This is a genomic window from Clostridium sp. TF06-15AC, assembly GCF_003481165.1.
GTDB classification, from domain to species: Bacteria; Bacillota; Clostridia; order Lachnospirales; family Lachnospiraceae; genus Otoolea; species Otoolea fessa.
In genome coordinates, this window is sequence record NZ_QUKS01000001.1 from 697,058 (window position 1) to 717,392 (window position 20,335).

General features: G+C 48.2%; 18 protein-coding genes. 1 reads left to right on the forward strand and 17 read right to left on the reverse strand.

What is annotated here, in order from left to right:
• Positions 1-113 precede the first annotated feature (113 nt).
• From ilvC to DXC57_RS03200, 17 genes are all read right to left on the reverse strand, one after another.
• Entirely contained in the window at positions 114-1,136 is a 1,023-nt protein-coding gene (ilvC, locus tag DXC57_RS03120; protein WP_118482033.1) for a ketol-acid reductoisomerase, read from the reverse strand.
• 136 nt (positions 1,137-1,272) lie between these two features.
• A complete protein-coding gene (gene ilvN, locus DXC57_RS03125) occupies positions 1,273-1,773 on the reverse strand; it encodes an acetolactate synthase small subunit (protein ID WP_118651104.1) in 501 nt (166 codons plus the stop codon).
• 260 nt (positions 1,774-2,033) lie between these two features.
• A complete protein-coding gene (gene nudC / locus DXC57_RS03130; RefSeq protein ID WP_118651106.1) occupies positions 2,034-3,032 on the reverse strand; it encodes an NAD(+) diphosphatase in 999 nt (332 codons plus the stop codon).
• A gap of 169 nt (positions 3,033-3,201) precedes the next feature.
• Positions 3,202-4,374, reverse strand: coding sequence for a carboxynorspermidine decarboxylase (nspC, locus tag DXC57_RS03135; protein WP_118651336.1), 1,173 nt, complete (start codon positions 4,372-4,374; stop codon positions 3,202-3,204).
• 102 nt (positions 4,375-4,476) lie between these two features.
• The gene (locus DXC57_RS03140) at positions 4,477-5,679 is read right to left on the reverse strand and encodes a saccharopine dehydrogenase family protein (RefSeq protein WP_022360539.1); all 1,203 of its coding nucleotides are present in this window, start codon (positions 5,677-5,679) and stop codon (positions 4,477-4,479) included.
• Positions 5,680-5,885: 206 nt separating this feature from the next.
• Entirely contained in the window at positions 5,886-6,761 is an 876-nt protein-coding gene (gene speB, locus DXC57_RS03145) for an agmatinase (protein WP_022360540.1), read from the reverse strand.
• The gene (speE, locus tag DXC57_RS03150) at positions 6,742-7,602 is read right to left on the reverse strand and encodes a polyamine aminopropyltransferase (protein ID WP_118651108.1); all 861 of its coding nucleotides are present in this window, start codon (positions 7,600-7,602) and stop codon (positions 6,742-6,744) included. The genes speB and speE overlap by 20 nt, the downstream gene beginning before the upstream one ends.
• A 28-nt stretch (positions 7,603-7,630) precedes the next feature.
• A complete protein-coding gene (locus tag DXC57_RS03155) occupies positions 7,631-9,208 on the reverse strand; it encodes an aminotransferase class I/II-fold pyridoxal phosphate-dependent enzyme (protein ID WP_270224102.1) in 1,578 nt (525 codons plus the stop codon).
• Positions 9,209-9,289: 81 nt separating this feature from the next.
• Positions 9,290-10,057: an adenosylmethionine decarboxylase gene (speD, locus tag DXC57_RS03160; RefSeq protein ID WP_118468053.1), complete on the reverse strand. Its 768-nt coding sequence runs from the start codon at positions 10,055-10,057 to the stop codon at positions 9,290-9,292.
• Between the two features lie 659 nt (positions 10,058-10,716).
• The gene (locus DXC57_RS03165; RefSeq protein WP_118651110.1) at positions 10,717-11,484 is read right to left on the reverse strand and encodes a prolipoprotein diacylglyceryl transferase; all 768 of its coding nucleotides are present in this window, start codon (positions 11,482-11,484) and stop codon (positions 10,717-10,719) included.
• A 39-nt stretch (positions 11,485-11,523) separates the two neighbouring features.
• Positions 11,524-12,222: a FadR/GntR family transcriptional regulator gene (locus tag DXC57_RS03170; protein ID WP_118468051.1), complete on the reverse strand. Its 699-nt coding sequence runs from the start codon at positions 12,220-12,222 to the stop codon at positions 11,524-11,526.
• A 53-nt stretch (positions 12,223-12,275) separates the two neighbouring features.
• Positions 12,276-13,616 (reverse strand): Na+/H+ antiporter NhaC family protein, encoded by a 1,341-nt coding sequence (locus DXC57_RS03175; protein ID WP_118651112.1) that lies wholly within the window; start codon positions 13,614-13,616, stop codon positions 12,276-12,278.
• A gap of 117 nt (positions 13,617-13,733) precedes the next feature.
• Positions 13,734-15,143, reverse strand: coding sequence for a Na+/H+ antiporter NhaC (nhaC, locus tag DXC57_RS03180; RefSeq protein ID WP_118570654.1), 1,410 nt, complete (start codon positions 15,141-15,143; stop codon positions 13,734-13,736).
• 127 nt (positions 15,144-15,270) lie between these two features.
• Positions 15,271-16,212 (reverse strand): aminotransferase class IV, encoded by a 942-nt coding sequence (locus DXC57_RS03185; protein ID WP_118651114.1) that lies wholly within the window; start codon positions 16,210-16,212, stop codon positions 15,271-15,273.
• A 327-nt stretch (positions 16,213-16,539) separates the two neighbouring features.
• The gene (locus tag DXC57_RS03190; protein ID WP_118651116.1) at positions 16,540-18,639 is read right to left on the reverse strand and encodes a heavy metal translocating P-type ATPase; all 2,100 of its coding nucleotides are present in this window, start codon (positions 18,637-18,639) and stop codon (positions 16,540-16,542) included.
• A 105-nt stretch (positions 18,640-18,744) separates the two neighbouring features.
• Positions 18,745-19,059 (reverse strand): DUF6110 family protein, encoded by a 315-nt coding sequence (locus tag DXC57_RS03195; RefSeq protein ID WP_118651118.1) that lies wholly within the window; start codon positions 19,057-19,059, stop codon positions 18,745-18,747.
• 176 nt (positions 19,060-19,235) lie between these two features.
• Entirely contained in the window at positions 19,236-19,511 is a 276-nt protein-coding gene (locus tag DXC57_RS03200) for a transcriptional repressor (RefSeq protein WP_118651120.1), read from the reverse strand.
• Positions 19,512-19,749: 238 nt separating this feature from the next.
• Here DXC57_RS03200 and DXC57_RS03205 point away from each other — a divergent pair, with 238 nt between their 5' ends.
• Positions 19,750-20,256 carry a flavin reductase gene (locus DXC57_RS03205; RefSeq protein ID WP_107000129.1) on the forward strand — a complete coding sequence of 169 codons (507 nt, stop codon included), beginning with the start codon at positions 19,750-19,752 and terminating at the stop codon, positions 20,254-20,256.
• Positions 20,257-20,335 lie beyond the last annotated feature (79 nt).

Genomic DNA, 20,335 nt, shown 5'->3' on the forward strand with positions numbered 1-20,335 from the left:
TGTACCTTTTTTGTGTAATCGAACATTCCAAAGAATTTCCTATGAAACAAAAAAACAGGACCGCTGCAAACCTGCAGCAGCCCTGTATAAGATTTCCTATATTCGAAAAACGATTAGTTGTTGATCAGCTTATCGTTCTCGTTGTTCCAGCTGTAAAGCTTACGGATCTCTGCGCCGACTTTCTCAGACGGATGCTCGGAAGCAAGCTTTCTCATAGCCTGGAAGTGTACCTGACGACCTGCCGGGGACATATCCAGTAAGAACTCTTTTGCAAAGGTACCGTCCTGGATATCGGACAGAATTTTCTTCATAGCTTTCTTTGTCTCAGCGGTAACGATCTTCGGTCCGGTTACATAATCGCCGTACTCAGCTGTGTTGGAGATGGAGTATCTCATACCAGCGAAACCAGACTGATAAATCAGGTCTACGATCAGCTTCATCTCGTGGATACACTCGAAGTAAGCATTTCTCGGGTCATAACCAGCCTCACACAGAGTCTCGAAACCAGCCTGCATCAGAGCACAAACACCGCCGCAAAGAACTGCCTGCTCACCGAAGAGGTCTGTCTCAGTCTCGGTACGGAATGTAGTCTCCAGAAGACCTGCTCTAGCGCCGCCGATACCAAGACCATAAGCCAGTGCACGGTCAAGTGCCTTGCCTGTATAATCCTGCTCTACTGCTACCAGACACGGTGTACCCTTACCAGCCTGATACTCACTTCTTACAGTGTGACCCGGTGCCTTCGGAGCGATCATGGTTACATCGACATTCTTCGGCGGTTTGATGCATCCGAAGTGGATGTTAAAGCCATGAGCGAACATAAGCATGTTGCCCTCTTCCAGGTTTGGCTCAATGTCTTTCTTGTACATATCTGCCTGAAGCTCATCGTTGATCAGGATCATGATGATATCAGCCTGTTTTGCAGCCTCTGCTGCGGTGTATACTTTAAATCCCTGTGCCTCTGCTTTTGCCCAAGACTTGCTGCCCTTGTAAAGACCGATGATAACATCGCATCCGGACTCTTTTAAGTTCAGGGCATGTGCATGACCCTGGCTGCCGTAACCGATAATAGCAATCTTCTGTCCTTCTAATAAGGATAAATTACAATCTTCCTGATAGTAAATCTTTGCTGCCATTTTTCATTTCCTCCTTGGATCTAACAAAAATAAAATAAATTTATTATAAAGCATAGACCGGCGCCTCTCTGTGCGTCTTTGGACCAAACTTTGTAAACCTGTTGAATGCCTTGTATCCAGTCTATCGACGGATGTACTATGGCAGATAGCGGATATCATCCGCACCTCTGGAAAGACCGGTAAGACCTGTTCTGGCTAATTCCAGAATCTCATAATCTTCCAGAAGATTAATCAGCGCGTCCTGTTTGGACTGGTCGCCTGTCAGCATAACAGTGACAGATTCTTTTCCCACATCGACAATCGATGCACGGAAAATCTCGGAAATCGCATTGATCGCCATCCGCTGGTTCGCATTTGCCCTCACCTTGACGAGCATCAGCTCACGATATACGGAATGACCTTCCCGCAGTTCCTTGATGTCGTGTACATCTTCCAGTTTTCCAAGCTGCTTCTGAATCTGCTCCAGAACCTGATGATCGCCCAGCGATACAACCGTCATACGGGAGTATCTCGGATCCGCGGTCACGCCAACTGTAAGACTTTCGATATTATATCCGCGGCGGCTGAAAAGTCCAGCCACACGGCTTAAAACGCCGGCAGTATTATCTACCAGCAATGATAACACAATTCTGCTCATGCAATCTTCCCACCTTGATCTTCTGTCTTGTTCGTATAGCCTTAATGATAGCAACCAATTCTCAGTTTGTCAACTAATTAAAAGGAATGCCTAGCATTCCCCAGAGCTATATCATTACTGTTCACGCATACGTGCCCAGTAACGGAATTTGCCGTGGCTTTGCATTTAAATACGGCAAATTCCTGCTGCCACCACGTTTTCTTACGGCACTTTCGGTTCCAAAAGTGCCTACCTGTGTACATTAACGATATATCAACACATCATTTCTGGTGTTCCTGCCACTTTTTCTCCCAGTCCGGACCGTATTTAAAATACATCTTCATCTCGGTTCCGACACTGATGAGGCGTGCATCGTCCGGGATCTCCTCACGCGTATACCAGCCTGCCTCAGAAAGCTCGTCCTCCTGCAGCCGGATCTTATCGTCCCCATCCAGTTCTGCAAAAAATCCGATCATCTCCGTATCAGTAAATGCCCACGGCTGACTCTTGAAATAGCGGATATTTTTAACTTTCAGCCCGACTTCCTCCATCACTTCGCGGCGGACGGTCTCTTCAAATGTCTCTCCGATCTCGACAAATCCAGCGATCAGCGCATACCCACGGTAGGTACTGTGGTTGACGCGGTAGCGCGACATAAGAAGTTTGTTCCCGTTCGTGATCGCCACGATGACTGCCGGGGAGATCTTTGGATATTCCGTCTGACCGCAGACCGGGCAGACGAGTGCCCGCTCGTTCTTGCTGTCCTGCGTCTTTGCCCCACAGCGTCCGCAAAACTGACGGCTCTGTCTCCAGCGCCACAGCTGCACCGCCGTGATCGCTGCAAATGCCTGGTGCATCGGCTCCATCGCACGGATGTCGGTTGACGTTTTCCATGCATAGCAAAGCTGCTCCGGCTCTTTTTCTACCCCTTCCAGTGCACCAGAAGCCATCTTCCCAGCTTCCATATTATTTTTGTCCGAAACAGGCATCTGACCAGCACCTTCTTTTAGCTTTGCCAGAATCTCTTCCGCTTCTTTCTCCGGCACACTGACCAGAAAATACGGCTTCTCATCAACCGAAAAGAGATAAACCGCCCGATCCATCAGTTCCGGAACTGCCTCCTCAATCTCCTCCCGGCGCGGGATAGTAAGCACATGTTCCTCCACGGTCTCACGCAGAAGAATCCGGCTTTTCTGGATGCAGAAGACATAGTCCTGTGCTCCAGGTTTCTGAATGTGGTATGTATTGTCATAGCGATGTGGTGCGATATCCTGTATCATAACTTTATCTCTCTATCCTTTTATTCTCTAAAACTTGTGTAACCGTTATTCCCATACTGTGTAACAATGTATAACGGCTGTCCTCGCAGACATTCTTTGTAATCTTTCTGCAAGTCATTTCATTTTACTCTTTTTAATAAAAAAATACAATCCCCGATTCGCCCCAAGCTTACAACCGTCCCACAAAATTCTCATATCCAAACGCCCGCACCACTTCCGCTGTCCCATCTTCATGCCGGTATACGATCGACGGAAGCGGCATTCCATTAAAGGTATTATTTTTGACCATCGTATAGAGTGCCATATCGCCAAACACCAGCCGCCCGCCCTCTTTTAGCGGTGCTTCAAACGAATAATCCCCGATGCAGTCTCCCGAAAGACAGGTTGGTCCGCCCAGGCGGAACGTATACGGCTTTTCGCCCGCTTCTCCCGCTCCGATAAGCGGCGGACGGTACGGCATTTCCAACACATCCGGCATATGACAGGCCGCCGAGGTATCCAGAATTGCAATCTGCATGCCGTTTTCCATCGTCTCCAGCACGGAAGTCACAAGAAATCCCGCGTTTAAGACAACTGCCTCGCCCGGTTCCAGGTATACTTCCACCCCATATTTTTCGCGCAGCCCGCACACCAAACGGATCAGGCGTTCCCGATCATAATCTTCTCTCGTAATGTGGTGTCCGCCGCCCAGGTTCAGCCATTTTACCTTTGAAAACCAGGCTCCAAACTTCTCCTCCGCTGCCCGCAGCGTCGTCTCCAGGTCATCTGAATTCTGCTCGCAGAGCGTATGCATATGAAATCCATTCAGATACGGAAGGATAGTTTCTTCAAAGTTTCCCGCCTCCGAAAGCATCGAAAGAGTCGTCCCCATGCGGGATCCCGGCGCACACGGATCATAGATCGCGTGACCCTCCTGCGTGGAACACTCCGGGTTCAGCCGGAGTCCCGCCTGTTTTCCGGCTTTTTTTACTTTTTCACCATATTTCAGCACCTGCCCCGGCGTATTAAAAACGATGTGGTCGGCATAATTTAAAATCTCATCAAACTCATCCGGGCGGTAGGCGGCAGAAAACACATGGGTCTCCCCGCCAAACTCCGTTTTTCCAAGTCGCGCCTCATAAAGCCCGCTCGCCGCGGTTCCCGACAGATACTGGCGAATCAGCGGGTAGACCGAATACATGGAAAATGCTTTCTGTGCCAGCAGAATCCGGCATCCAGCCCGCTCTGCCGTATCCTTCAAAATTTCCAGATTTTTCTTTAAAAGCGTCTCATCCACCACATAAAATGGTGTGCGGATCGCCGCCGTGTCCCGGAGAACCCCAGCCGCCTCCCGTTCCTGCATCTGTTTTCCTTCCTTTCTTTCTTCCATCTTCCGTGTCCGTTCTCTTCCTGCGCCTAAAAAAACGCAAAATAAAACCATTTTCTTAATGGAAGCATTTTTACCTTAATCCACCAGTGCCGGATCCCAGGATTCCTTCCACGGAAGTCCCCATTTATTTAACGCATCCATAAATGGATCCGGATCAAATTCTTCAATATTATAAACGCCCGGTTTCTGCCAGGTTCCATTCATCACCAGCATCGCGCCGATCATCGCCGGTACACCGGTTGTGTAGGAGATCGCCTGAGAACCAACCTCTTTGTAGCACTCCTGATGATCGCAGATATTATATAAGTAATACTTCTTCTCTTTTCCATCCTTCTTACCCTGGAAAATGCATCCGATATTTGTTTTTCCAACGGTACGCGGACCAAGGGATGCCGGATCCGGAAGCACTGCCTTTAAGAACTGCAGCGGTACGATCTCTTTTCCTTCGTACATAATCGGCTCGATCGAGGTCATGCCGACATTCTCCAGGCACTTTAAATGGGTCAGGTAGCTCTGACCGAAGGTCATGAAGAAGCGGATCCGCTTGATTCCCGGCATATTGAGCGCCAACGATTCGATCTCCTCATGGTGAAGCAGGTACATATCCTTCATGCCGACGCCGTCAAAATCATACTCTCTCTTGATCTCCATCGGTTTCGTCTCTACCCAGTGTCCATCTTCCCAGTAAGAACCGTTTGCCGACACCTCCCGGATATTGATCTCCGGGTTAAAATTGGTTGCAAACGGATAGCCGTGGTCGCCGCCGTTGCAGTCCAGAATGTCGATGTAGTTGATCTCGTCAAATTCATGTTTCAGCGCATATGCCGAAAACACACCGGTTACACCCGGATCAAAGCCGCTTCCCAGCAGTGCGGTAATGCCCGCCTCTTTAAATTTCTCACGGTATGCCCACTGCCATTTGTACTCAAATTTTGCCGTGTCCTCCGGCTCATAGTTCGCAGTATCGATATAATGGGTCTTCGTCGCCAGGCAGGCATCCATGATTGTCAGATCCTGGTACGGAAGCGCCAGGTTCAGCACCACATCCGGGTTAAATTTCTCAATCAGGGCAATCAGCTCGTCCACGTTGTTTGCATCCACCTGCGCAGTCTGGATCTTCGTCTTGGTGGTTCCTTCTAATTTTTCTTTCAGCGCATCGCATTTGGACTTCGTCCGGCTTGCAATGCAGATCTCCTCAAATGCCTCGCTGTTCTGGCAGCACTTGTGAATTGCTACGGAAGCTACGCCTCCACATCCGATAATTAACGCTTTTCCCATCTTTTTTCCTCCTGTATTCTGAAATGTACTCTGTTTTTGTTCCATTTTATAATCCAAATTTCACATTTGCTTTTGTTCAAACACTTTTCAGTTCATGTCTCAAACACACACTTTTATTTGATGATACCAGGGTCAAAAGGTCAGAAGTCCGACGCAAGCTTGCTTGCAGGAGAATTTTTGACCTTGGGACCCGCCAAAAACATTTCTTACTTAATCTTTGGATTTCCCAACAGCGCCAGCAGCATCTCCCTTACAATCTTGCACGCCACCGCCGTCGATGCACCGGACGCATCCAGCGCCGGGGATAATTCATTCACATCACATCCAACAATCCGAGCTGCGCTGCAGATCTGCGTGACTGCCCGTCGAAGTTCCTCAAAACTGATTCCGCCCGGTTCCGGCGTTCCTGTTCCCGGAAACACACTCGGATCCAGCACATCCAGATCCAGGGTAAAATACACCGGTTTTCCTTCCAGTTTCCGAAGCGTTTCCTGAAGGACTTCCATATCCACAATAAATGGATGCGTCGTCACGTGTTCTTTTCCCCAGCGCCATTCCTCCCGGTCGCCGGAGCGGATACCAAACTGCGTGATCCTGCCGTCTCCCAGGACTTCCCAGCAGCGGCGCAGCACACAGGCGTGTGAAAGTTTCGCACCCAGATAATCGTCCCGCAGATCGGCATGTGCATCAAAATGAATGATATGCAGATCCGGATATTTCTCTGCCAGTGCCTGCACCGGTGCCAGCGTCACCAGGTGCTCGCCGCCCAGCATAAATGGGATCTTGCCATCCCCGGCAACCTCCGCCGCCCGTTCCCGCAGATCCTTTAACGCCAACGATGCGTCACCAAAGCAGAGCTCCTGATCGCCCGCGTCAAACACGGCGTAATCGGTCAGATCACGGTCCTGGTACGGCGAATACGATTCCAGCCCATAGGATTCCGAGCGGATCGCCCGTGAGCCAAACCGGGTGCCCGGGCGGTACGAAGTGGTTGAGTCAAACGGCGCGCCGTAGAGCACGATCCCCGCCTCCTCATAGCTGGCGTCACACGCCAAGAACGTCTCAATATTTGCCTTCAACATCTTCTAACATCTCCTCCACATATGCCGGCAGGTAAAATGCCCCTTTATGCAGGGTCGTCGTATAATACCGGCAGTCCAGCCCCCGCAGGTTCCATCTTGTCTCATCCAAATCCTTTAACGGATGGTATTTCTTCGACGCAAATCCAAACAGCCAGTGCCCGGACGGGTAGGTCGGAATATGCGCCTGATAGACGCGGCTGATGGGAAATGACTCCACGATCCGCTTATGAGCCCGCTTGCACGCCTCCGCGTCTTCGGCATAAAACGGGCTTTCATGCTGATTGACCATGATGCCGTCCTCTTTTAACGCCTTATAGCAGTTCCCGTAAAATTCCCGGGTAAAAAGCCCTTCGCCCGGTCCAAACGGGTCGGTTGAATCCACGATGATCAGATCGTATTCATTTTCCTTAAAGCGGACATATTTCAACCCATCCTCATAGTGGATCGAGAGTCTCGGATCATCGAGACGACACGCTGTCTTCGGCAGATACTTCCGGCAGACCTCCACCACCAGCGGGTCGATCTCCACCATGTCGATGTGCTCGATCTCCGGATAGCGAGTCAGCTCCCGGATCACGCCTCCATCCCCGGCTCCAATTACCAGTACCTTTTTGACCAACGGATGCACTGCCATCGGCACATGCGTGATCATTTCGTGATAGATAAATTCATCCTTTTCCGTCAGCATCATATATCCATCCAAAGCCAGAAACCGCCCAAATTCCGGCGAATCAAAGACATCGATCCGCTGGAACTCGCTCTTTCCGCTGTAAAGCTGGCGATCCACCCGGATGGAAAGTTTTACATTTGGCGTATGATTCTCTGAAAACCAGAAATTCATAATTTTCCCCTTTCTATCTACTGCTTATTTATTTCAGCACATTCAGGCGCTCAATCCCCGGATCCTCCGGTCCGGTCATTGAACATCCTTTTTCCAGCGCATACGCAATGTAGTCAATGATCTCTTCCGTGATCTGCTCGCCCGGCGTCAGAATCGGGATGCCAGGCGGGTAGCACATGACAAACTCACTGCACACACGCCCGGCTGTCTCGCGGATCGGAAGGGATTCTTTTTCTCCATAAAATGCCTCCTGCGGCGACATCGCCACGATCGGGTCAATATAGTCAAAATCCATCAGCGTCGATTTATCCCGGCTGAACCGGCGCTTGATCTCCGCCAGTGCGCTGACCAGGCGCTCTACCTCCCGCTGCCGGTCACCGATGGACAGATATGCCAGAATATTTCCCAGATCACCAAATTCCGCCTGGATATCGTACTCGTCCCGGAGAAGATCATAAACCTCGATCCCCGCCAGCCCGATATCGCGCGTGTGAATTGAAAGTTTGGTCACATCGAAATCATAAATGCTGTCGCCGTTCACCAGCTCCTTCGAATAGGCATAATAACCGCCAATCCGGTTGATTTCTGTTCTCGCATACTCCGCCAGCTCCACCACCTGCTTAAATGCCTCACGCCCGCGAAGCGCCAGGTTCCGTCTGGAGATATCGAGGCTGGAAAGGAGCAGGTAGGAACCGCTCGTCGTCTGCGTCAGATTGATAATCTGGCGGACATACCCGGCGGACATACCCGGACCCGTCAGAAGAATCGAGCTCTGCGTCAGGCTTCCGCCCGATTTGTGCATCGAAACCGCCGCCATATCCGCCCCAGCTGCCATCGCGGAAACCGGCATATTTTCCCCGAAATAAAAATGGGTTCCATGTGCCTCATCAGCTAAACACAACATCCCATGCTCATGTGCCAGCTTTACGATCGAGCGCAGATCCGAACAAATGCCGTAATACGTCGGATTATTCACAAACACCGCCTTAGCATCTGGATTTTCCTTGATCGCCCGGCGCACATCTTCCACACGCATTCCAAGAGGAATCCCCAGTCTCTTATCACCCGCCGGATTCACATAGACCGGAACCGCGCCTCCAAGCACCATGGCGCCCATGACGCTGCGGTGGACATTTCGCGGCAATATAATCTTCTCGCCCCGCTTGACTGCCGTCAGCACCATGCTCTGAACTGCCGATGTCGTACCGCCGACCATCAGGAATGCGTGTGCCGCCCCGAATGCCTCAGCCGCCAGCTGCTCCGCATCCGCGATGACGGACACCGGATGGCAGAGGTTATCGAGCGGCTTCATGGAATTGACATCCAGCCGCATGCAGGTCTCTCCTAAAAGTTTCGTCAGCTCCGGGTTGCCGCGCCCCCTCTTGTGCCCCGGCACATCAAACGGCACCACGCGCATCTTCTGAAATGCTTCCAGCGCCTCATAGATCGGCGCGCGCTCCTGGGTCAGCGCGTCATCTCTTCGACTGCCTCCCCCCGTTTCTTTCGGTCCTGAAGCTTCCTTTCTGCGCCGTGCACTCCGTCCGACGCCCGGCTCCAGATTTCTTCTCTCTTCTTCCATCTGCCGTCCCTCCTGAAAATCACTCATTCGTTTCTTCTATCGAATTTCCCTGGTTTTCGCGGTATTTTCCAGTCAAACTCTTCTCTTTCCTCTCAAAAAGCATTTCTTTTAAAACACATTTCTTCCGCTGAAAATTTCAATCATCTCCCGCCGCAGGCTCTCCATAATACTGAGTCTGGTGGTCGGCGGAAGTTCATAGACATCTGTCTTAAACAGATAATTCTGCAGATCGATCTCTTTCAGCATCATCTTGGTATGGAACAGATTCGCCTCGTACACATTGATATCGACTACATCGTAGCGCCGCAGCGTTTCCTTGGAGATATAATCCTGAATCGAGCGGATCTCACGATCCATAAACAGCTTTTTTCCGTCCACATCCCGCGTGAACCCGCGCACCCGGTAGTCCATCGTGATGATGTCCGAATCAAACGAACCGATCAGGTAATCGAGAGTCGAAAGCGGCGTGATCTCCCCGCAGGTCGCCACATCGATATCCACCCGGAAGGTCGCCAGACAGGTCTCCGGATGGTATTCCGGATAGGTATGGACGGTCACATGGCTCTTATCCAGATGCGCCACCTGCGTCTCCCCCTGCACCGGCACCATAGAGCCTTCCGCAATCAGAAGTGTGACCGAAGCCCCCTGCGGATCGTAGTCCTGCTGGGAAATACTCAATACCCGTGCCCCGATCATATCCGTCAGCGATGTTAAGATCCGGGTCAGGCGTTCCGAATTGTACTGCTGATCGATGTAGGCAATATAATCCTTCTGCTCCCTCGGTGTCTTGGCATAACAGACATCATAGATATTAAAGCTAAGCGCCTTTGTCAGGTTATTAAAGCCGTATAATTTTAATTTTTCGCTGTGATCCATATCTTCCTTCTCCTGAAATATAAATGGTGTTGATCATGTAATAGGAAATTCCAAGGAATTTCCTATTACACATAAAAAAGAATGTGCCTTGGCACATTCTCGCGCCGAGCGCGGTCGCTTGCGACATGTTTCTGCTTCGCGCGAGTGCGCATCCTCGCGGAGCGTTTTTTTCATAGGACGTAATTTCCTATGAAAAAAAGCGGATGACGTGTCTCCACATCATCCGCAAAACGTTCTTTTTCTGCTTCACTCTATTTTTACAAATCTGCCGTATAGCTACGAAATCTTCCCTTGTCTCTATTTACCGCATATACTGCAAAACCTTTTTATCCACAGAAATCTCACATTCAGAGTCTATATAGCAAATATCTACTTTTACCACTCTTATTGACCGTTTTACAAGTTGATGTGCATGAGCACTGGTTGTAAAGTAACCAACTTATAAAATTGAGCTTTTAACTCAATCAATAGGGCAGCTCGCACTGCCAATCGGCATTTGACCCGGCTGTCCGTATGGCCATTCCCTGTTTCACAGGTGGTCAGATATATTTGCATGGATGACTCTTAAAATGTTAAGATTTTCCATATCAGAGGTATCATACAGCAATTTTGGCAAAATGTCAAGAATGATTTTTATTTGGGTTGACATTTAAAAATTTTTACTTTTCTAACGGTACTTCCGTCCTCTTCCCACAAACCACAAACATCGCCACGCCCGCCGCAAAGATAAACAGTGAGATAAACTGTGAAGTCGAGAGGAACCCGACCGCTCCCCGGTTCAAATCACCGCGGAAAAATTCCAGCACGAAGCGTCCCAGACTGTAGCAGATCAGATACAGGGATACCACCTGCCCCTGTTTTTTGCACTTTTTCGCCGCATAAAGAAGCAGCAGGCAGTGCAGAAAATCCAGACCGCTTGAGATGAGCTGGGTCGGAACCAGCGGAATGTTATTCGGGGCAAAGTCCGAATTGTGGAACACGATCGCAAAATGGCTGTGGGTCGGCATACCGTAGCAGCAGCCAGCCAGGAAACAGCCGATCCGTCCAAAGCCCTGTGCGAGCGCAACCGACGGCATGACCAGATCCGCATACTGGAAAAAGGAAATATGCTTGATCCGGCTCAGCACATAGCCGCCCAGCACGCCGCCGATGATGCCGCCATATACGACAAATCCATCGCTGATATCTAACAATTTCTTCGGGTTTGCTACAATCTCATCCAGAATTGTGACATAGTACAGAAGTTTTGCACCTAAAATTCCACATACGACACCGCAGATCGCGATGGAGAGGATCATATCGACATCCATCCCCCGCTTGTTTGCCCGGTACTCTGCCATGTAATACGCAGCGATAATGCCGATGCCGATCATCAGGCCATAGCCATGAATCGTGATGCTGCCGATTGTGAATAAGTCATTTTTCATGAAATACTTGTCCTCCGTTCTCTTCTTTCCTACAATTTCCTACAACGCATGAACATCCATATAATACTGATAATTCGGGAACTTATTCTGGAAGTGTTCTGCCATATAGTACGCCGCTTCTTTCGGGTTCCGGTTCTTGATTGCCTCGAAAATCTTCAGATGGCTCTCATAGAAATACATGCCGTCCGTCTGGCGGATCTGATCCGACACCAGATCCATGATGCTCGAATAAATCAGGCGGATCAGCTGGTTTCCAGAAAGGTTCACCACCCGGAAATGGAACAGGTTATTGTAATACTGGCGCGTCTTCAGATCGGCTCCGCCCGCAATCGCCTCTTTCATCGAATCCATCAGCGCCTGAAACTCCCCGATCTCCTCTTCCGTGATCTTGGCGGCCGCAAGCGACGCCATCTGCACCTCCATGATATAGCGGAATTCCAGAATATCATCCATCTTGCCGTTTTTTAAGTAAAACTGCATTGCCAGCGGATTGATCACCTCGACCGTATCCGCCGTAATATAATTGCCGTCTCCCTGACGGCTGCGGATAATCCCCAGCACTTCCAGCGCACTGATCGCCTGCTTGAGCGCCGGTCGCCCAACTCCGAGCATCTCGGCTAACTGGCGCTCCGGCGGAAGCCGGTCACCTTTTTTTAATTCGCCGTGCATGATCATTTCCTGGATCTGTGCGACTACCTTCTTATATACTGAAACATTTTCTTCGATTGGCTGAAACATTCTCAGTCTCCCTCCTGCTGATTTACGTTCCCTAACGCCTATCGATTATATCATTATTTATGTGAAAAAACAAATGTTAATAGATAGCAGACAACCTCCAGCACCGGCACAATCCAAAAAATACAAGCGCCTCCCTGTGCTACTCCCAACAGTCCCATCGGCGTTACAACATTGGAATGCCACGGGACCAGAAGACTCATGTATAAAGCGCCCAGAAAGAGCGAATGAATCATTTTCTCCCGTTTCCAGCCTTTTTCATCATACACCGACATCAGGCAGGAGACGGATATCACCAGGGAACACATCGCCGATGCTGAAAAAACATTTACTACAAAAGCAAATAAAATTGCTGCTATATTTCCTTTTTTCTCTGTATCCGCCCACTTAAACAACGGCTGCATCATGCATCGGATCGCCCCGCTTTTTTCAAGCATTCCAAACAAACTAAACGCTAAAAGGAACAAAAGAACCGTCCCAGCCATGCTGCTGATACCTCCGCTGTGAAAATAGGATCCTTGGTCCGGTCCATTCCATAAAACATTCAAAATTGTCTGCCATCGATATTTCTGGTAAAAAAATGCCACTGCCATCCCGGACACGCAGCCTGCCATCAACGCATGCATGGCGTTTTTCCTCATTAACATAAATATAAGAACCACTGCAGCCGGTATATACACGGGCATTCCCAGGCACATTTCCCCGAATATTTGCATCATTTTACTGCTTTCCTGTATCGATATTCCTGCCAGTTCTGCATTCTTCCATCCCACATAAAAACAGCCTGCCAGACAAACGCATATGGTTGGAATGATACTATTTCGTTCTGCTTTCAATGTTTTCGCCAGTTCTATTTCAACACTGGATGAAAGTAAATTCACAAAATCCGACATCGGAGAAATCCCATAGCCGCAAAATGCTCCGGCTATTATAACAGCTGCTGCTATTTTCTCTTCATATCCCATACTTGTTCCAATATTTAAAAATAGGATTCCCATGGTTCCACAGGAACTAAACACACTGCCAGTCAGAAAACTAAACAGAAAGCATCCTGCATACGCGGTGACCGGATACCATTCCGGACGAATCCACAAAATTCCTGTATACGTCAGTCCTGGAATCGTACCTGACAGATTCCATATTCCTGTCATCGCTCCTGCACATAAAAGAAAAAAGATAGGTGAAACTGCCCTTGTGCAAGAATGAACCATTGCTTCCTGAAGCTCATTCCAGGAATAAGAATTTGCTTCTAAAAACAGAATCACGTAGATCCATGCAAGAAAAAAGAATGCCTGCACCGGTACTTGGATCCCGCATACTGGAACTGCCAGAATCAGGAAAATTCCTCCCACCAAAGCTCCCGATCGTTTTTTATTTAATTTTTCTGCCCCCATCATTCCTCCTGTTTCTTTTTTCCACTGTAACGTTCAAATAACCCTTTTAATTAGAAAAACAGATGTAAAACAGGTTTTCTCTCCCCATCCTACATCTGTTTGACTAACTTATGAAATGTCTTATTTATCCTTGTTTAATTTCTTGATTCCAAACCCGGTAAAGCCCCAGAGAACCGCAAAACAAAAACCTGCGTAACAAAAGATTGCCCACGGAGCATATGCGAACGTAGAGACTCCCAGCGTTCCCGACATATACGCACCGCCCGCTGACCACGGAACCAGAGGAATGGAACAGGTTCCTGCATCTTCCAGTGTTCTGGAAAGATTCTGCGGTGCCAGATTTCTTTCCTTAAAGGACTCACTGAACAATTCTCCGCCCATCAAAATCGGAATATATGCATTTCCAACAATCAGCGCAATAATCAAGACTGAAATAACCGTTACCAGAATCAAAGTTCCGTCACTGTGTACGAATGTTTTCAATTTTTCCAAGATTGCATTCATAAAACCAGCCGCACTCATAGCACCTGCAAATAGAAATGCGCAGAGCACTTTCAGCACCGTTGCCATCATGCTTGTCATTCCGCCCCGCTCTACCAGCGTTTTAATGCTTCCTGTCACTGTTTCCGGATCAATTCCCAGCATCGATAAAGAAAATCCGCTATATGCTGCCGAAATTACCTTTGCAACCGTCGCTCCCTGAAATACAATCGCTAACACTCCTGCCAGAACCGATGCTGTAAACATAACCGGAATCGTTGGTTTTCCCATCGCTGAACCAACCAGCACAACCACCAGAGGAATCAATAAAAACACATTAAAATGATAAATAGAAGCGAGTCCCTCCGTCATCTCATTTGCCGCAGATGCATCGACCGATGAAACCACCATTCCAGTACGTCCAGCTATAAAATATACCACTAAGCAGACAAGCGCCGCCGGGACCGTCGTATAAAACATATGCCGGATGTGTTCAAACAATGTGGTTCCGGCTGCTACCGGAGCCAGATTTGTCGTATCTGAAAGCGGTGACATTTTATCTCCAAAATAAGCACCTGAAATAATTGCGCCCGCTGCTGCCGGAAGATTAACGCCCAATCCCTGAGCTACTCCGATAAGTGCCAGCCCGACGGTTCCAACTGAGCCAAAACTGGTTCCCGTACACACAGAAACAATTACTGTAATCACAAAAGCCGATATCAGAAACAGCTGTGGATTTAAGAGCTTCAGGCCATAATAAATCAACATAGGAATTGTTCCTGATAACATCCAGGTTCCGATAATCATTCCAACAAATACAAAGATAAAAATCGCCATAAATGACTTTCCTATCTTTTCCGAAACCGCATCTGCAATCTCATTCCAGGTTGTTCCATAAAACAATCCTAAAAGCACCGTAAAGAAGGAACAAACAAGTAAGAGTACTTCCACACTTAGTCTGAACTTTCCAAAACCAATTCCCAACACGAACGCCATCACCAATATTGGAAGCATCGCAGCCCCAAAACCCGGTTTTCTTTTCTCTTTCATATTCATTCCGTCCTTTCGCTCGAATCATATGTTTCTCTTCTACCATCCCTCTTTATAAACCCCTATATGAATCTCACGCTTACGGTTTTACCCGTTTCCTCACAGAGTGCACTTTCTTTTATGATGTTCAATCATCAATCGACACTCCCAGCGTTTCTGTCATCTTCTTATATTCCTGTGAAAACTTTTCTGTTATCGGACCAGGAATCTGTGTACCAATCTTCTTTCCATCGATCATTTTAACCGGAACCACTTCTCCGACTGTACCACAGATAAATACCTCATCCGCATTATAATACTCTGAAACAGATACGTTTCTTACCTGTACTTCCATTCCCATCTCTTTTGCTATCTGAATCATTGTTTTTCTCGTAATTCCCGGAAGCTGTGAATCTAAAGTCGGAAGTATTAATGCTCCATCTTTAATCATCTGTAAGTTTGTAGAGTTTGTCTCCGCCACATAACCATTCTGGTCAAGCATAATTGCTTCATCCGCTCCCTGACGGATTGCCTCACACGCCGCCATAATCTGGTTCAGCTGGTTACAGCAATGAATCTTCGGATCCATGTAAGACGGGGAATAGCGTTTCAGCCAGGTTGTTACCAGCGTAATTCCCTCTTTATTGAAAATAGGGGGTTTCTGATCCACACAGATAACGATCGACGCATTCGTCACATTTAAAGTCGGATGCATACCTGTCTGTGCTTTAAATCCGCGCGTCACCTGTAAACGCATATGTAAATCAGTAAATCCTGCATCCAGATTTCGACGAATCAGCTCTTTTACAATTTCCTTCATCTCATCTTTGGTCTTTCCTATATCGATTCCCAGCGTGTAGCAGGACTCATACAGACGTTTGATATGCTCATCCAGACGGTATACTTTTCGTCCATATGCACGGATTCCTTCATATACGCCATCTCCATGCTGAAAACCACTGTCATATACGGAGATAACGGCTTCTGATTTTTTAACAAAATCTCCATTTACATAAAGGATTGTATCTGCAATTTTCTGTCCGTGTAACATAATAGAACCATCTTCTGTCAACTGTGATAACTTATACATATCCGTTCCTCCTTCAATTATCTTTTTATTTCTCTGATTGTCACTTTGGTATAATGGTAAATTGGTAAGTCCATTTACACTATGATCATATCACATTTCTCCTGTATGTCAATATTAAAATTTATAACTGTTATAAACATATATTTATGTGTCTAATGTTATTTGATTCATTGTTGGATTTTTACAGAATATAGTCTAGTATTTAGTTTTACTTTTTCGCAATTTAACGCAAAAAAACAGACAGAAAGAATAAAATTTCCTCTCCATTCTTTCTGCCCGTCTATTTTTATTATATTTTATTAAAAGCCAACTAAGCAGGGCGCATTTTTACGCCTCTTCCCGCTCTTCCTCCGGCAGCAGGTTCGTCATGCTTTTTAAGCTGATCGCCAGTGTCGAGCTGTTGTGCAGCAGCGCCGACATCGACGGTGTGATGATACCAGCCACGCCTAAGAGAATCAGACCCAGGTTGAAGCTGATGACGAAACGGTAGTTTCCATGGACACGTTTCATCAGATCCATGCTCAGATGACGCAGAAGCACGACTTCATCCAGGGAATCTTTCTTGATCGTGATATCCGCGATCTCTCTGGCAATCTCTGCGCCCTCGCTGACTGCGATGCCCGCGTCTGCCGCTGACAGGGCCGGTGAATCGTTGATGCCGTCACCGATCATGATAACTTTGTGGCCTTTCGCCTTCTCCTCCTCAACAAAGCGCGCCTTATCCTCCGGAAGTACCTCGGAGAAATAATCATCCACGCCGACCCTCTTCGCGATCGCCGCTGCGGTCCGCTCGCTGTCGCCGGTCATCATGACAATGCGCTTAAATCCAGCCTCTTTTAACTGGCGGATGACAGACGGTGCTTCCTCACGCAGCGGATCCTCGATGCAGATAACGGCTGCAAGCTGTCCGCCGATTGCCATGTAAAGATGGGAACAATTTTCCGGAAGGTTCTCAAACTTCTCTTTTCCATCCTCCGGCAGTGTGCACTTCTCATCCTCAAATACGAAATGGTGGCTTCCAATCACGACGCGTTCTTCGCCCACATAGGTAGCGATACCGTGCGCTACGATGTAATCCACTCTCGAGTGCATCTCATCATGTACCAGATGACGTTTTTTCGCTTCCTGTACGACCGCATTTGCCATCGAGTGCGGAAAATGCTCTTCCAGGCAGGCTGCGATACGAAGCAGTTCTTCCTTCTCCATGCCGTTGAAAGATACTACATCGGATACAACCGGTTTTGCCTTGGTCAGTGTTCCGGTCTTGTCAAATACGATCGTCTCTGCCTCGGCAACTGCCTCCAGGAACTTGCCGCCCTTGACCGTAATGTGATGCTGGCTTGCCTCACGCATCGCAGACAGGACTGCAAGCGGCATTGCCAGTTTCAGTGCACAGGAGAAATCAACCATCAGGATCGACAGTGCTTTCGTCGCATTGCGGGTCAGCAGATAGGTAAGCGCGGTACCGCCCAGACTCCACGGAACGAGTGCATCTGCCAGGTTTGATGCCTTGCCTTCAACAGAGGATTTGAGCTTCTCCGAATCCTCGATCATCTGTACGATACGCTCATAACGGGTGGAACCGGCGGATTTTTCTACCTTGAAGGTAATCTCTCCCTCTTCCAGCGCGGTTCCTGCGTAAACATAGCTGCCCGGCTCTTTTCTGACCGGCTGGGATTCGCCGGTCATCGAAGCCTGGTTTACCATCGCCTCGCCGCTTACTACGACACCATCCAGCGGAATCACTGTACCCATATGGACGGTCAGCTCGTCGCCCGCGGTAACATCCGAAAGCGGTACAAGAACTTCGGTCCCGTCCACTTTCTTCCAGACCTTTTCCACATTCAAGGACATGCTCCGCGCCAGATCACCAACGGATTTCTTATGTGTCCACTCCTCCAGAAGCTCACCGACGCCGAGCAGGAACATAACGGAGCCAGCCGTATTGAAATCGCGGCGCAGAAGGGAAACACTGATCGCCGTCGCATCCAGCACCTCCACATGCAGCTTGCGCTTAAATACGAGGCAGTGGATACCTTTCACGATATAACGGATCGCCTGCACGGACGTGTATACCGCACGGACCGGCGCCGGGAGAAATGTCTTCGTCGCAAAACGGGTCAATACCTTCTGAATCAGCTTTTCTTTGTACTCCTGATTCAGGGCGCGTCCGCTGCTTTTAACTGCCATCTCCTGTTTTTCGGTAATCTGACCATCAAACGCCGCTACCTGTACGAGTACCGCCTCCCGATCCTCCTTATAATAGATAACCGCATCTGCTGTCCGCTCATACACCTTAGCCGCCGTCACGCCGTCCAGACCAAGCAGATACTGTTCCAAAACGTCCGCTTCGCGCACGGTATGGAATTTCCGGGCAAGGCTGATACGGATTCTTCCTTTGATTTCATGCTTTATAATGAATTTCATGATTCATCTTCCTCCGGTTATAGAAGAGCTGCCGCGAGACAGCATCCCATGCTATCTTGCGGCAGCCCCCCTGTTATTTAGATTCATGTATTCTTGGAGTTGCTATTACTGCTCTGCCTTCTCAGCCTCCGGTGCGGCCTCGGTTGCCTCAGCAGCCTCGTTGAAATCCTCATCCTCACCAAAACTCTCATAGCCGCGAGCCTCGTTGATCTGCTTTGCCTCAGCCAGGATGTCCTCAGCGTTCTCCTGAATATTGGTAGCGGTGGTCATCACACAATCACGTGCACGAAGTCCGGCTGCTACGCAGTTTACGTAAAATTTCTTTGCATCCTCGCTGCCAAGAATCTTAACACCTGCTGTTCCGAACAAAACGCCGCCTGCAAATAAACCTAATTTTTTTAATTTGAAAATGTCCATCATGATTACTCCTCCTCTGATATTATCTAATTATATTCACATATGATTTTTGAAAACTATTTATTCCATTTCAAATGCGAATATTGCTGCGTTTAATGACTCATTTCTGAGGTACAAGTAGATGGTAACAGCTTACCCCCATGATAGTCAAACCTAACTTTCCTTATTGAGATTTTTTATCAGCTAGCATCCGAAGTTATACTTGACAGCTCATCCTCATTCCGCAGAGAATACTGGCGGCAACGGTTTAAAACGCCGATTTCTTCCAGCACTGCAATCATCCGGTACACCGTTGCCTTTCCGATCCCCGGGTCGCGCTTGGATGCCTCGTAGTAGATCTCCTTACAACTGCTCCATCTTCCCTCCAGGATCACATCCAACATGATCTTTCTTTGATCGGTCATCCGTTTCCCCCGTCTCTTCAGTTCGCCGATAATCTGCTCTCTCTGCTGCATCGTATCATCTCTCTTTCCATATCCGGTTTCTGCTTAAATTTGTAATATATAATTAGCAGTGACAAACTTGAGTTAGAATATCAAAACCATAGTTAGATGCATCTAACTTCAATCTACAGACTACCTCTTTTTTTCTCATCTGTCAATGAATTTTCGAAAATATATTTGATTTTCTTCTCTGATAATGGTAAGGTACTCACAGAATGATCAATTCAGACAGGAAAGGAAGGATTTTTTGATGAGCTTCAAAGAAATAAAGCCAGAAGAATTAAATTTTAACCCGTTTACCCGCATCGGTTCCGACTGGATGCTTTTAACCGCCGGCACCGAGGATAAATTCAACACCATGACTGCCAGCTGGGGCGGCGCAGGCGTATTCTGGGGCAAACCGGCTGTTACCTGCTATATCCGTCCCCAGCGCTACACCAAAGAATTTATAGACAAAGAAGAACTCTTCTCCGTCAGCTTTTTAAAAGACGGTCACCGCGATGCCCTCAAACTCTGCGGCTCCGTATCTGGCCGTGACCACGACAAAATCAAGGAAGCCGGTCTGACCCCGGTCTTCATCGACGGCGTACCGGCATTTGAAGAAGCTGACACCATCCTCATCTGCCGCAAAATGTACCGCACATCCATGAATCCGGCAGATTTTATCGATAAGGACGCTGACAGCAAGTTCTATCCGGAAAAGGACTATCATGATATGTATATTGCGGAGATTGTGAAAGCGGTTGTGGCTGAATAAGCAGAGCCGCTCCATTTAAAATTTAAATCCCACAGGAAACGCTGATTTGCAGCATTTTCTGTGGGAATCCTTTGAATGA

Bases quoted from the DNA above. Each gene is read 5' to 3' on its own strand.
- speD (WP_118468053.1), bottom strand. From the start codon at position 10,057: ATGGATCACAGCGAAAAATTAAAATTATACGGCTTTAATAACCTGACA.
- DXC57_RS03190 (WP_118651116.1), bottom strand. From the start codon at position 18,639: ATGAAATTCATTATAAAGCATGAAATCAAAGGAAGAATCCGTATCAGC.
- DXC57_RS03195 (WP_118651118.1), bottom strand. From the start codon at position 19,059: ATGATGGACATTTTCAAATTAAAAAAATTAGGTTTATTTGCAGGCGGC.
- ilvC (WP_118482033.1), bottom strand. From the start codon at position 1,136: ATGGCAGCAAAGATTTACTATCAGGAAGATTGTAATTTATCCTTATTA.
- DXC57_RS03205 (WP_107000129.1), top strand. From the start codon at position 19,750: ATGAGCTTCAAAGAAATAAAGCCAGAAGAATTAAATTTTAACCCGTTT.
- speE (WP_118651108.1), bottom strand. From the start codon at position 7,602: ATGAATTTCTGGTTTTCAGAGAATCATACGCCAAATGTAAAACTTTCC.
- nhaC (WP_118570654.1), bottom strand. From the start codon at position 15,143: ATGAAAGAGAAAAGAAAACCGGGTTTTGGGGCTGCGATGCTTCCAATA.
- nudC (WP_118651106.1), bottom strand. From the start codon at position 3,032: ATGATACAGGATATCGCACCACATCGCTATGACAATACATACCACATT.
- DXC57_RS03165 (WP_118651110.1), bottom strand. From the start codon at position 11,484: ATGAAAAATGACTTATTCACAATCGGCAGCATCACGATTCATGGCTAT.
- DXC57_RS03170 (WP_118468051.1), bottom strand. From the start codon at position 12,222: ATGTTTCAGCCAATCGAAGAAAATGTTTCAGTATATAAGAAGGTAGTC.
- DXC57_RS03155 (WP_270224102.1), bottom strand. From the start codon at position 9,208: ATGAGTGATTTTCAGGAGGGACGGCAGATGGAAGAAGAGAGAAGAAAT.
- ilvN (WP_118651104.1), bottom strand. From the start codon at position 1,773: ATGAGCAGAATTGTGTTATCATTGCTGGTAGATAATACTGCCGGCGTT.
- DXC57_RS03185 (WP_118651114.1), bottom strand. From the start codon at position 16,212: ATGTATAAGTTATCACAGTTGACAGAAGATGGTTCTATTATGTTACAC.
- DXC57_RS03175 (WP_118651112.1), bottom strand. From the start codon at position 13,616: ATGATGGGGGCAGAAAAATTAAATAAAAAACGATCGGGAGCTTTGGTG.
- DXC57_RS03140 (WP_022360539.1), bottom strand. From the start codon at position 5,679: ATGGGAAAAGCGTTAATTATCGGATGTGGAGGCGTAGCTTCCGTAGCA.
- DXC57_RS03200 (WP_118651120.1), bottom strand. From the start codon at position 19,511: ATGCAGCAGAGAGAGCAGATTATCGGCGAACTGAAGAGACGGGGGAAA.
- nspC (WP_118651336.1), bottom strand. From the start codon at position 4,374: ATGCAGGAACGGGAGGCGGCTGGGGTTCTCCGGGACACGGCGGCGATC.
- speB (WP_022360540.1), bottom strand. From the start codon at position 6,761: ATGTTGAAGGCAAATATTGAGACGTTCTTGGCGTGTGACGCCAGCTAT.